The sequence below is a fragment of the Bifidobacterium erythrocebi genome, assembly GCF_012932675.1.
GTDB lineage: Bacteria > Actinomycetota > Actinomycetes > Actinomycetales > Bifidobacteriaceae > Bifidobacterium > Bifidobacterium erythrocebi.
Map to the genome: position 1 here is coordinate 13,493 of NZ_JAAIIF010000002.1, position 12,261 is coordinate 25,753.

The 12,261-nt window shown below is 62.2% G+C and carries 9 protein-coding genes; 6 read left to right on the top strand and 3 right to left on the bottom strand.

Annotated features, from left to right (window positions below):
* The first annotated feature begins 24 nt into the window (after positions 1 to 24).
* The 4 genes from G1C98_RS00095 to G1C98_RS00110 all read left to right on the top strand — a co-directional run bounded on the left by G1C98_RS00095 (position 25) and on the right by G1C98_RS00110 (position 5,121).
* Positions 25 to 984: a TatD family hydrolase gene (locus tag G1C98_RS00095; protein ID WP_169078094.1), complete on the top strand. Its 960-nt coding sequence runs from the start codon at positions 25 to 27 to the stop codon at positions 982 to 984.
* A gap of 90 nt (positions 985 to 1,074) precedes the next feature.
* Positions 1,075 to 3,300 (top strand): KUP/HAK/KT family potassium transporter, encoded by a 2,226-nt coding sequence (locus G1C98_RS00100; protein ID WP_240944856.1) that lies wholly within the window; start codon positions 1,075 to 1,077, stop codon positions 3,298 to 3,300.
* Positions 3,301 to 3,428: 128 nt separating this feature from the next.
* A complete protein-coding gene (locus tag G1C98_RS00105) occupies positions 3,429 to 4,298 on the top strand; it encodes a class II glutamine amidotransferase (RefSeq protein WP_169078096.1) in 870 nt (289 codons plus the stop codon).
* A 55-nt stretch (positions 4,299 to 4,353) separates the two neighbouring features.
* Entirely contained in the window at positions 4,354 to 5,121 is a 768-nt protein-coding gene (locus tag G1C98_RS00110) for an HD domain-containing protein (RefSeq protein WP_169078098.1), read from the top strand.
* Between the two features lie 152 nt (positions 5,122 to 5,273).
* On the opposite strand, the gene G1C98_RS00115 is transcribed toward G1C98_RS00110, so the two are convergent.
* The 3 genes from G1C98_RS00115 to G1C98_RS00125 form a co-directional block, all read right to left on the bottom strand.
* Positions 5,274 to 6,395, bottom strand: coding sequence for an ATP-binding cassette domain-containing protein (locus G1C98_RS00115; protein ID WP_169078100.1), 1,122 nt, complete (start codon positions 6,393 to 6,395; stop codon positions 5,274 to 5,276).
* Positions 6,392 to 7,720, bottom strand: a complete 1,329-nt coding sequence (locus G1C98_RS00120) for an ABC transporter permease (protein ID WP_169078102.1) — start codon at positions 7,718 to 7,720, stop codon at positions 6,392 to 6,394. The genes G1C98_RS00115 and G1C98_RS00120 overlap by 4 nt, the downstream gene beginning before the upstream one ends.
* A 266-nt stretch (positions 7,721 to 7,986) precedes the next feature.
* Positions 7,987 to 9,021: a LacI family DNA-binding transcriptional regulator gene (locus G1C98_RS00125; RefSeq protein WP_169078104.1), complete on the bottom strand. Its 1,035-nt coding sequence runs from the start codon at positions 9,019 to 9,021 to the stop codon at positions 7,987 to 7,989.
* A 419-nt stretch (positions 9,022 to 9,440) separates the two neighbouring features.
* Here G1C98_RS00125 and G1C98_RS00130 point away from each other — a divergent pair, with 419 nt between their 5' ends.
* On the top strand, positions 9,441 to 10,616 hold the full coding sequence (locus tag G1C98_RS00130) for a galactokinase (RefSeq protein WP_169078106.1): 1,176 nt from the start codon (positions 9,441 to 9,443) through the stop codon (positions 10,614 to 10,616).
* A gap of 152 nt (positions 10,617 to 10,768) precedes the next feature.
* Positions 10,769 to 12,259 carry a UDP-glucose--hexose-1-phosphate uridylyltransferase gene (gene galT, locus G1C98_RS00135; RefSeq protein WP_169078108.1) on the top strand — a complete coding sequence of 497 codons (1,491 nt, stop codon included), beginning with the start codon at positions 10,769 to 10,771 and terminating at the stop codon, positions 12,257 to 12,259.
* The last annotated feature ends 2 nt before the right edge of the window (positions 12,260 to 12,261 follow it).

Sequence of the window (12,261 nt, forward strand, 5' to 3'; positions counted from 1 at the left end):
CGGGGACGCGCCACTATGGCGCGTATGAGCAAAAAGAAGCATCGCGACCGCAGCTGGGCCCCCGCGCCGGAGGCATTGCCCGCCGACGCACAGGTGATCGACGACCACACCCACGTGGCATCGGTCGTCCCGTTCTCCCGCGCCATGAGCCATGAAGCCGCGGAAAAAGGACAGCCGGAAATCCCCGTATACAGCGTGGACGAGCTGCTGGAACAAGCAGCCTCGGTCGGCGTGACCGGAGTGATCGACTGCGGCTGCGAACTGCCGAACCTTAAAGCCGCGGTCGATATGGCGCTTGACCATCAGAACGTGCACGCGGCGCTCGCCATCCACCCCAACGAGGCCGTACGCCACGGGCATCGCGCGGTACCAGGGCCGGACGGATTGCCGGTGACGTACCAGCCCTGGCACGACACGAGCTTCGAGGACGCGCTTGCGGAAGTGCACCGGCTTGCGGTCGCCTACCCCGAACAGGTGGTGGCGATCGGGGAGACCGGCATGGATCTGTTCCGCACCGGCGAACAGGCCAAGGAATTGCAGCGCGAGGCGTTCCGCGCGCATATCGCGCTCGCCAAGGAACTGGATCTGCCCATGCAGATCCACGACCGGGACTCCCATAAAGAGGTCATCGAGACACTGCTCGCCGACGGCGCGCCGGAACGGACGGTGTTCCACAGCTATTCCGGCGATGCGGAAATGGCCGAAATCGCCAGGGAGCACGGCTGGTATCTCAGCTTCTCCGGCACCTGCAGCTACAAGGGCAACGACGGCATCCGCGAATCGCTGCGCATCGTGGGGCTGGACCACGCCATGGTGGAGACCGACGCGCCCTATCTCACGCCCATGCCGTACCGTGGCCGCACCAACGCCCCGTACATGATCCCCTATACGCTGCGTGCCATGGCCGATACGCTCGATATGCCCATAGCTGAAGTGGCCCGCGGAACCCGCGAAACCACGCGGAAGGTGTACGGCATCGACTGATATCGGGATGCCGGTGTACCCGTAGAGTACTAGCATATCTGTGCGTTAGAGAGAGCATAAGCGTATGCGAAGCTTGTAGGGAGGCCGAGCATGGTTCAGTCGAACGATACAACAACCAACAATCAGAAACGAAAACAGTCGCGCAACGCCGTCGATCCGACACTGCTGCGTGCGGACCGGTACACCAACGCGCCCAAGGTCTCGCGCAGCACGTTGACCAAGGAGGAGCGCGCGGAACTCGTCAAGCGGGCTCAGGCGGAAAGCAAGGAAGCGGAGAAGATCGCCATCGCGCACAAGCGCGGTCCGATCGGACGTTGGTGGGCGCGCTTGCAATCCGGGCCGAACAAGATCAGCTTCGGCATGGCCATCGTGGCCTTGGGCGTGGTCTACGGGGACATCGGCACGTCCCCGCTGTACACCATGCAGACCTTCCTGAATGGGCAGGGAGGACTGGCCAACGCCGACCGCGAGGCCGTGCTCGGCGTGCTGTCGCTGGTGTTCTGGTCCATCACGCTGATCACCACCGTCAAATACGTGCTGATCGCCATGCGCATCGACAACAACGGCGAAGGCGGTATCTTCGCCCTGTATTCGCTGATCCGCAGGTATGGCGGCTGGCTCATGTTCCCGGCCATGCTGGGTGGCGCCGCGTTCCTCGCCGATTCGGTGCTCACGCCGGCCGTGTCCATCAGCTCCGCGGTCGAGGGCCTGGAGACCCTGCCCGCGTTGGAGAACCTGTTCACACAGAACAAGGAGCTGACCCTGATGATCACCGTGGTGATCATTGTCATACTGTTCTGCGTGCAGTCGCGCGGCACCGAAAGCATCGGCAAGGTGTTCGGATCCGTGGTGATGGTATGGTTCACCTTCCTCGCCGTGGTCGGTCTGGTGAACCTCAGCCAGGATTGGAGCGTGTTCGCCGCGCTGAACCCCGTGTACGGCATCCGCTTCCTGTTCAGTCCGCATAACGCCGCCGGCATCGCCGTGATGGGCACGGTGTTCCTGTCCACCACCGGCGCCGAGGCGCTGTATTCCGATATGGGCCATGTGGGCCGCGGCAACATCTACTTCACCTGGCCGTTCATCAAGGTCGCGCTGGTGCTGTGCTATTTCGGCCAGGGCGCGTGGATGCTGAACCATTGGGACGATGAGGCGTACGACCATCTGCACGGCCTGAATCCCTTCTTCGAGATGATGACGCCGTCCGTGCGCTACGTTGCCGTGGTACTGTCCGTCACGGCGGGCGTCATCGCATCCCAGGCGCTGATCACCGGTGCCTACACCATGGTTTCCGAGGCGACCCGTCTCGACTGGATGCCGCATCTGCAGGTCAGATACCCGGCCCGTACCCGTGGCCAGCTGTACATTCCCGTGGTCAACGGCGTACTGTGCGTGGCGACGCTGGCCGTTCTGGCCCTGTTCCGCGACTCGGAGCATATATCGGCCGCATACGGTCTGGCCCTGACCATCACCATGATCACCACGACGATCCTGCTCGCCGTGTACATCTGGCACAAGGTGAGCAAGGTCTGGTCGCTGGTGTTCCTAGTGGTGTTCCTCGCGATCCAGTCGCTGTTCTTCGTGGCGTCGATGGCGAAGTTCCTGCACGGCGGCTGGTTCACCATGCTGCTGACCTTGGCGATCCTGTTCATCATGATTACGTGGAACGACGGCACCGCCATCGAACGGGCGCAGCGCCGGCACATGAAGCAGAAGGACTTCCTGCCCGTGCTGGACAAGCTGCATGGCGACAATCACATCCCGTTCTTCGCGGACAACATCGTCTACCTCACCTCCGATAGCGAGATGAAGCGGCTCGACACCGACATCTTCTTCTCCATCTTCGCCGACCACCCCAAGCGCGCCCGCGCCTGGTGGGCGGTCAGCGTGGAGACCACGGACCAGCCGTTCACCCGCGAATACAGCGTGGAGAACTTCGGCACCGACTACCTGTTCCGCGTCAAGATGCGACTCGGATTCAAGGTGTCGCAGTCCATCCCCGCCTACCTGCATCAGATCATGCACGACCTGGAGCATACGGGCGAACTGCCGCAGCAGAAATCCATCTATCCGAAGGTCGACGCGGATCCCGGCATCGGCACCATCAGATACGTGCTGGTCCACAAGGCCCTGATGCCGGAGTCGAAGGTGTCGCGTCGGGGCGCGCTGTCGCTGTCCGTCAAGTACGCGATCAGGCATATGGCCGGATCGGCGGTCACCTGGTTTGGTCTCGCGCCGTACAATCCGCTGATCGAAGTGCAGCCGCTGTTCGTGCCGACCAACAGGCCGCCCAAGCTCAAGCGCACCTCGGAATGAGGTTCTTCGCCCCCGCCGCGTACGGCGGGGGCGAGCTGCCTGCCGATGCCTCATATGTCGGCGGGGTATAGGCAACGGTTATAGCGCTGACCGCGCGTCGAAATGCATGCGCGGTACAGTGCCCTACTATGTGCAGATTACTGGGATACGCAACGGCAGGTGCCAACCTGAGCCTCAACGATATCCTGGGAATCCCCACCGTCGAGGAATTCCGGGAACTGAGCCGCATCCACAATGACGGTTGGGGATGCGCATCCCTCTACGATCCGCCCGAGACCCCGGGCACGCTGGACGGCGGCGCACCCTCGCCGGAAACCGGCACCAAACTTTACAAGTCCACCGTCGCGGCGAAGCACGACCCCCTGTTCCACGAACTCGTGCGCGAAGGCGCCCGCGGCGCGCTGTTCCACCTGCGACTCGCCTCCTCCGGCATCCCGCTGATCCTCGAGAACCAGCAGCCGTTCTTCAGCAACGGGCTGAGCTTCATCCACAACGGCGACATCTCCGATTCGCACGGGCGCAACATCGTGGAGAACAAGCAGTACCCGGTGAACCGCAGCACGTTCCTCGGCACCGGCGGCCGCTCCGATTCCGCCATCTTCTTCTCGATCATCCTCGAATACATCGCCTCCGGCTACGAGCTGGACGAGGCGGTGGCGCAGACCGTGCGCCAGCTGCGCCAGGACTACCCGAAGTCGAGCTACAACTGCATGATCCAATCGCAGGACACGTTCATCGCGCTGAACGCGGCCGGACGCGAACGCACCTCGTCGCGCATCGTGGAGATCTACGAGGAATACGGCATGGGGGAGAAGGCGCTGGACTACCGCGTAATGCGCTACCGCCCGCTCGCCGACGACCAGAACAACGCCGCCGGCATCGTGGTGGCCTCCTCCGGCTTCGACCAGTTCGAGGCCGACGGTTGGAAGGAACTCGGCAACGACCAGATGATCGTCGCCTCCAACCGTACCGGTCAGTGGCGTATCCGCAGCATCTGACGACGCACGGGTGCGTAGTCGGCACGGCACCTCGGCCCGGCCTAAGATGGTGCGTATGACTGGCTATATCCCGACTCTCGAACAAGTCGATGAACTGCACCGTCGCATCGCGCCCAGCGACGCGGCATACGATCTCATCCACCGCCACTGCGTGATCGTGGCGCGTATCGCGCGTGCGCTCGCACGCAGGCAGAACGCGCTGTTCACCAGGCGTTGCACGCTGCCGCAGGATGCGGCGGAACTGGCCGGACGCGGCAGCTCGCCGGCAACCGGCACGGAAAGCGAAGCGCAGCACGTGGTGCCGCCTTCGGACGGTGTGACCGGCGGCAAGGTGCCGCCAAGACTCATCGACGAGCATCTAGTGGTCATCGGCGGCCTGCTGCACGACATCGGCACCTACCGCGTGCTCAAGCATGACGGCACCGACGGCGAACCGCTGCAGTTCAACGGGCCCGAATACATCAAGCATGGCATCCTGGGCTACGAGTACCTGCTGGAACAGGGCGTGGCGGAGGAGATCGCGCAGTTCGCGCGCAATCATACCGGCGTCGGCCTGACCAAGGACGATGTGATCCGCCAGGGGCTGCCGTTGCCGCCTGCGGACTATGTGCCGGTGAATCTGGAACAGGAACTGGTGATGGTGGCCGACAAATACAACAGCAAGTCGTTGCCCCCGAAGTTCCTCACCGCGGACGCGTATACGGCCCGCGCCGAACGGTTTGGCGAGGAGAACAAGCGGCGCTGGCTTGATCTGCTGGACCAGTACGGTGTGGTGGACGTCGAGCCGATGGCCGCCGAATACGGCATGGTGCTCAAGCGCTGAGCGGTGGTCTTGCGCGGCAAGCGCATGGCGATATGTATACGAAAGCGCCGGGCGGATTGGATTCCGTCCGGCGCTTTCGTTGTCATATCTTGCTCTGGGTATGCGGTTCTGCGGTGTATGCCGATTTGCAGAACCACAGAGCCGAGAATCCGTCAGTCGGTCAGATCGTAGACCTTCTGCGCGGCGTCGGCCACGGCGTCGCTGCTGGTGATGATGATGACCACGCGCTTGGGATCGCGGCCGCGGGCGATACGCCGCAGCAGGTCGAGCAGTTCGGCCGCGTCGGCCTCATCCAGCCCCTTGGTCGGCTCGTCGAGGATCACGGTCTCCGCATCGCAGCACAGCGCGCGTGCAATGGCCACACGCCGCTGATCCAGCAGCGACAGCTCGGACACCTTCTTGCCCTTGGCCGCGCCCGTATAGCCCACGCTCTGCAGCATTTCACGCGCGACCACCGGCTTGGGCTTGAGGAAGCCGCGACCCGAACCGTTCATGGCATACAGCAGGTTGCCCTCGGCGTCGAGATCGCCGCGAACCGCGTAGCGCTGCGGCACCAATCCGAGACGATGCCCGCGCAGCTCGCTCAGCTCCAGTTCGGTGAAGTTCGAGCTCTTCGACATCACCTCGCCGGAAGTGGGCAGCTGGAACGCGCCCATCACGGCCATCAACGTGGTGCGCTGCTCGGGGTCCTCCTCATCGCCGAGCACCTTCACCGCGTACAGCGTGCCGGCATAGAAGGCCAGTGACAGGTCGTCGAGCATGTGCCTGCCGGTCTTGCGTGCGGTCGTGGTGACGTGGTTCAGCGAGAACGTCGGGTACGACTTGAGCAGCACACGGTCGCGCACCTGCCTGTCGAGACGATGATTCGTCTTGGCATAGGCGTTGCCGTCCGAAGCACCGGTCTTCTGTCCCTTGCCCTTGGTTGCGCCCTTGACCAGCTGCATGGTCTGGTCGACGTGATCCGCATTGGCCGAGGTCGCCGCAGTGTTGGCGTCGGTTTCGTCGGCAGCGGCATTGGCACCCGGCTGCTCCTCGGATTCCTTGGAAGCGCTTGACGCGGGTTCTTCCTGAGCGGCCGCAGCGACGGCCTCGGCGGGCGTCTCGTCGGCGTCGCCAGCATCGTCGTATTCGACGCTGAACTCAAGGGACTCGATGCCGTTCTCGGCGGCCTTGGCGTCTTGGTCGTTCCCGGTGTTCTGGTCGTTGTGATCGTTCTGTTCGTTCGTGGTGTCGGTGCTCATTGCTTCGTCCTTATCGTCGATGCCGTTGCTCATGCCTTCGCCTCCGCTGCGGGGGAAGCCGGCTTGAAAAGATTGGCGGTACGGAAGACCACCGGACCGAACATCGCCACAACGGCGAGGATCGCGATGCCGCCCAGCGAGTTGCGGATCGCCGACGACACGATCGCCATGCTCATCGGCGTCGAGAACCCGCACAGCGCCTTGCCGAGCGGTTGCGCCGCGAATCCGCCGACCAGCAGGCCGACCGCGATCGGCACCACGGTGAGCATCAGCGTCTCCAGAATGAACTGCCAGGCGAGGCGCGGCTTGGTGACACCGGTGACCAGGCCCATGCCGATCTCGTCGCGACGGGTGACCCACGTGCGCATGATGGTGATGATCACAAGTAGCACGCCGCCCGCGATCACCACCACGGACTTGGCGATGCGCATCCACGACGCGGTGCTGTCAAGCGGGGCGAGCTTCGTGTTGTAGGCCTCCAGCGACGGCGAGGAGATCTCGTACCCCTTGGGCATGGACTTCTTGGCGAGCTTGGCGAAGGACTGGTAATCGGCCGGGCTGCTGAGCAGGAAGGTGATGTCGAGGTCCGGCATGGCCCAGGTGCCCTTCGGGGACTTCTCCGGGTCGAGACCATTGGTGTATGCGGTGGCGTAGGCCGTGTAGATCACGTTGTCGGGGTTCTGCTTGGCCAGCTTGTACGACTTCGCCGAGCCGGCGTCGGCGTACTTGTAGATGCCCTGCACGGTGTAGGTGTACTTCTTCGAGGCGTCGGTCGGGTTCGCCACGGTGAACTTCGAGCCGACGGACAGCTTGTTCTTGGCGGCCAGAGCCTGCGAGACCAGCGCCCCGGTGAACTTGGTGTCGGTGTACTTCAGCTTCTTGCCCTTGACCAGGGTGATCTCGCCGAGATCGTTGTTCTTCAGTGCCTTGGCGTCGTAGAAGCTGCGCAGCAGCAGTTCGCCGCCCGTCTTGTCGGCGGATTCGTCGGCGGTTCCGGCAATGGCCTTGATCGAATCGCTCTGACGCACCGGAAGGGTCTCGGTGAAGGAATAGGTGAACGACAGCGACTTGTTCTGTGCGGCCACGGCGATGGGGGAGTAGTCGTTGAAGGTCAGATAATGCTCGGTCGTGGCCTTGGCGTCATCGCCTTTCAGCTGGGACTGCAACTTCGCGCCCGGCCTGATCACGGCTGTGGGCTTCTGCGCCTGGTATTCAGTGCCGTGCGCCGCGGTCTGCTTGGCCAGCACCGCGGAGGTTGTGATGGCGCTGAACGACATGATCAACGCCAATACGATGGTCAGGATGGAATACGCCCGGTGCCTGCCGAGGGCATGCCAGGCGTTGGTGAGAACGAACATGTGATGGTTTCTCCAGTTCTCTCAAAGCTGTACAACGGTTAGTTCCAACATAAGACAGTAGGCCGGATTTGTTGGAGGTTGTCTCGCTCAATGCTGGTATGCGGCTCGGTGATGCCTGAGAGATTCCTGAGAATAATTCGGGGCCGAAGACGATCCTGCCGTGGGAGCACACCGGGGGCACGGCGAGAACACGTCGGAATCGTGGCGATTGCAGCCAAGGTGGCTGATTACATACGGAAACCTGGACGGCGCTCGCGGACGTGCCGTCAGTTGATGCTGGTGCCGCGCAGGGTGAGCTTGGTGGCGAATTTCAGCATGAAGGGGACGGGGGAGACGCTTCGGTTGCTGAGTTCCTTGTCGAGGATCTCAGCGGCCACGCAGCCCATCTGCTCGGTGTACACCGTGACGGCGCTGAGCTGCGGGAATACCTGCTTGGCGATGGCGGTGTCGTTGAACGAGATGAGGCTCACCTGGTCGGGAACCTTGATGCCGGCCTCCTGCAGCGCTCGCAGCGCGCCGATGGCCAGGGAATCGTTCGCCGCGAAGAAGGCCTGCGGCAGGTCGTGCGGGTGGTCCTTGATGGCCTGCTTCATCAGCCGGTAGCCGTCGCTGGTGGTGAAGTTGCCGACGTACACGTTCGCCGGGTTGTACAGTTTCCATTCGCTCAGGTAGTTGCGGAACGTGTAGTAGCGGCGGTCGGCGAGCTTGACGGACTTATCGGCCGTATACTCCTCGCCGGCGATCATGCCGATGTTGGTCTGCTTGTGGCGCAGGAAGTGATCGATGACGCTGGTCACGGAATTGATGAAATCCGGCATGATGCAGGTGTGTCCGGCGTTCAGGGTGTCGCTGTCGACGAACACGATGTGCTTGTTCAGTTTGCCGAGGGTGCGTACCTGGTCGGCGCTGAACTTGCCGACCGCGATGATGCCGTCCGCGCCTTCGATGTCGCCTGCGGGCGAGTCGTTGAAGATGCGGGTGATGGCGTAGCCGAGCTCTTCGAGCCGGCGTTCGATGCCGATGCGGATGGAGTAGTAGTACAGGTCCTGGAGCTCCTGGCGTTCGGTGTACCACTGGACGACCACGATGCGGCGCTGCTTCTTGGTCTTTCCGCCGGCCCTGCGGTGCTTCTTGTAGCCGAGCTGCTCGGCGGTGGCGAAGATCTTCTTGCGGGTGTTCTCGTTGACCGACATGGTCTCGTCCTGGTTGAGCACGCGCGACACGGTGGCGATGGAGACCCCTGCAATGGCGGCGATGTCTTTGATGGTGGGGGCTTTGCCCTTGTGATTGGTGGCCGTCATCGCGATCTCCTTCCGTGCTGCGAGGCGAGGAGGCTGTTCCATTATGGCACAGAAATTTTAGTAAACATACGGGTTCTCAGGTAAAGCGGCTACACTACAGGTGTAGGACGTCAAAGAGGCCGTCCCACACAACCACAGATCCGCGTACCGAATTTTTCCTCTTCCCCCATCGGTGCGCGGTATGCCTAAAAAGCGGCCTCTTTTGAAGAAATTGTGAAGACGCCTAGGTTAACCTATGTAATTTTTTACTAAAATTTATTTGTGAAGAAATGGTGTAGGCAGCGGCTCATGGCGTGTCTGAATAGTGGCAAAATACTGAAATACAGCCAAAACTACTTTTTAAGTAAAAAATTTTGCAAAAACGTAAAACTAGGTAAAATTAAGGGCAACACCAGCAGTTACAAACGAAGGAGTTTCTCATGGATACTGCCGAACTGACCGTCAAGTTCCAGGATGTCTTCGGAGCCCAGCCCGACGCCACGTTCTTCTCCCCGGGCCGTATCAACCTGATCGGCGAGCACACCGACTACAACGGCGGCCATGTGTTCCCCGCCGCGATCACCCTGGGTACCTACGGTGCCGCACGGAGGCGCGACGACAACAAGCTGCGCTTCTACTCCGCCAACTTCGAGCAGGTCGGCGTCATCGAGTCCAGCCTCAGCGAGCTGGTCTACAAGAAGGAAGACAACTGGACCAACTACGCCAAGGGCGTGCTGAAGTTCCTCGGCGAGGAAGGCCACACCATCACCAGCGGCATGGACGTGTTCGTCTATGGCAACATCCCGAACGGATCCGGCCTGAGCTCCTCCGCATCGCTGGAACTGCTCATCGGCATCATCGCCCAGGAACTGTTCGACCTGAAGCTTGAGCGCGTGGACCTGGTCAAGATCGGCAAGCGCACCGAGAACGAGTTCATCGGCGTCAACTCCGGCATCATGGACCAGTTCGCCATCGGCATGGGTGCCGAGAACAAGGCGATCTACCTGGACACCAACACCCTGGTCTACGACCTGGTGCCGCTGGATCTGGGCGACAACGTCATCGTCATCATGAACACCAACAAGCGCCGCGAGCTGGCCGACTCCAAGTACAACGAGCGTCGCGCCGAATGCGAGAAGGCCGTCGAGGAACTCAACGCCAAGCTCGACATCAAGACGCTGGGCGAGCTGGACGAGGCGAGCTTCGACGAATACGCCTACCTCATCAAGGACGACGCCCGCATCCGCCGCGCCCGCCATGCCGTTTCCGAGAACCAGCGCACGCTGAAGGCCCGCAAGGCCTTGGAATCCGGCGATCTCGACCGCTTCGGCCGTCTGATGAACGCCTCCCATGTGTCGCTGGAGCACGATTACGAGGTCACCGGCCTTGAGCTGGACACCCTGGTGCACACCGCCTGGGAGCAGGACGGCGTGATCGGCGCCCGCATGACCGGTGCAGGCTTCGGCGGCTGCGCCATCGCCATCGTGAACAAGGACAAGGTCACCGCGTTCACCAAGGCCGTCGGCGCCAAGTACGAGGAGGTCGTCGGCTACGCCCCGGCCTTCTACATCGCCGAGATCGCAGGCGGCTCCCGCGTGCTGTCCCGCAACAACTGAACCTCCCGTTCCCTCGGGAACTAGGATGATCGTGCGCGGCCCCGCCCGCCGTGCGCCGCGCACGATCCCACCGCCTTGGCAAGCCAAGAGCGGCACCGCGACGGGCGATATGTGACTGTGAACTATCGGATATGAGGTAAGGAAGGCCTGATATGGCACAAGGTTTGGTGGACGAATTCGTCAGCCAGGTGATCGCCAACAGCGATTACGAAGAAGTCGATCGCGTGTACTTGACGAACCGCGTCATGGCGATCGTCGGCGAGGACGGTGCCGATGCGCCCGCCACCGCCGATGCCAACGACATCGTCGATCTGAAGGAAGAGCTTGCGGATCTGGCCGCACGCAACGGCAAGGTCGGCGACACCGCCGCGGAGAAGGACACCGTCGGCGCACAGCTGATGGACTTCATCACCCCCGCGCCGAGCGTGGTGAACCACCGCTTCTGGGATACCTACCAGCAGGACCCGGCCGAAGCCATCGCCGATTTCTATGCGATGAGCAAGCGCAACGACTACGTCAAGACCAAGGCCATCGCCAAGAACATCTACTTCCCGGTGCCCACCGAATACGGCGACATCGAGATCACCATCAACCTGTCCAAGCCCGAGAAGGACCCGAAGGCCATCGCCGCCGCCAAGAACGCGAAGACCTCCAGCTACCCGAAGTGCCAGCTGTGCATCGAGAACGAGGGCTATCAGGGCCGCATCAACCACCCGGCACGCGCCAACCACCGCGTGGTGCGCTTCGACATGGACGGCGAGGAATGGGGCTTCCAGTACTCCCCGTACGCATACTTCAACGAGCACTGCATCTTCTTCTACGGCAAGCACGAGCCGATGAAGATCAGCAAGGAGACCTTCCACCGTCTGCTTGGCATCGTCGAGCAGTTCCCCGGCTACTTCGCCGGCTCCAACGCCGACCTGCCCATCGTCGGCGGCTCCATCCTCGCCCACGAGCACTACCAGGGCGGCCGCCACACCTTCGCCATGGAGAAGGCCCCGGTCGAAACGACGTTCACCTTCGAAGGCTTCGAAGGCGTGAAGGCCGGTATCGTGAAGTGGCCGATGTCCGTGATTCGCCTGGCCGGCAAGGACCGCGACGAGATGGTCGCGCTCGCCTCCAAGATCCTCGACGCGTGGCGCTCCTACTCCGACCCCGACGCGCAGGTGCTCGCCGAATCCAACGGCGAACCGCACCACACCATCACGCCGATCGCACGCAGGAAGGGCGACGAATACGAGCTCGACCTGGTGCTGCGCGACAATCAGACTTCCGAGGAATTCCCCGACGGCATCTACCACCCGCACCCGGATGTGCAGCACATCAAGAAGGAGAACATCGGCCTGATCGAGGTCATGGGTCTGGCCATCCTTCCCCCGCGCCTGCAGAAGGAACTTGCTGAGGTTGAAAAGTATGTGCTTGGGCGCGATAATGACATTGCCGATTATCATCGCGCATGGGCGGAAGAAATCAAGCAGTCTCACCCGGAGGCGACGGAAGACACCGTCACCGGCATCGTTCAGGACGCCGTGGGCAAGGTCTTCAGCCGCGTGCTGGAGGATGCGGGCGTGTACAAGCGCACTCCCGAAGGCAAGGCTGCGTTCATGAAGTTTGTTCAAACCCTCGGAACAAAGGAGAAGTAAAC

Excerpts from the sequence above, each read along its gene's own strand:
- G1C98_RS00125 (WP_169078104.1), bottom strand. The coding sequence starts at position 9,021 with ATGACGGCCACCAATCACAAGGGCAAAGCCCCCACCATCAAAGACATC.
- G1C98_RS00120 (WP_169078102.1), bottom strand. The coding sequence starts at position 7,720 with ATGTTCGTTCTCACCAACGCCTGGCATGCCCTCGGCAGGCACCGGGCG.
- G1C98_RS00130 (WP_169078106.1), top strand. The coding sequence starts at position 9,441 with ATGGATACTGCCGAACTGACCGTCAAGTTCCAGGATGTCTTCGGAGCC.
- G1C98_RS00115 (WP_169078100.1), bottom strand. The coding sequence starts at position 6,395 with ATGAGCAACGGCATCGACGATAAGGACGAAGCAATGAGCACCGACACC.
- galT (WP_169078108.1), top strand. The coding sequence starts at position 10,769 with ATGGCACAAGGTTTGGTGGACGAATTCGTCAGCCAGGTGATCGCCAAC.
- G1C98_RS00110 (WP_169078098.1), top strand. The coding sequence starts at position 4,354 with ATGACTGGCTATATCCCGACTCTCGAACAAGTCGATGAACTGCACCGT.
- G1C98_RS00100 (WP_240944856.1), top strand. The coding sequence starts at position 1,075 with ATGGTTCAGTCGAACGATACAACAACCAACAATCAGAAACGAAAACAG.
- G1C98_RS00095 (WP_169078094.1), top strand. The coding sequence starts at position 25 with ATGAGCAAAAAGAAGCATCGCGACCGCAGCTGGGCCCCCGCGCCGGAG.
- G1C98_RS00105 (WP_169078096.1), top strand. The coding sequence starts at position 3,429 with ATGTGCAGATTACTGGGATACGCAACGGCAGGTGCCAACCTGAGCCTC.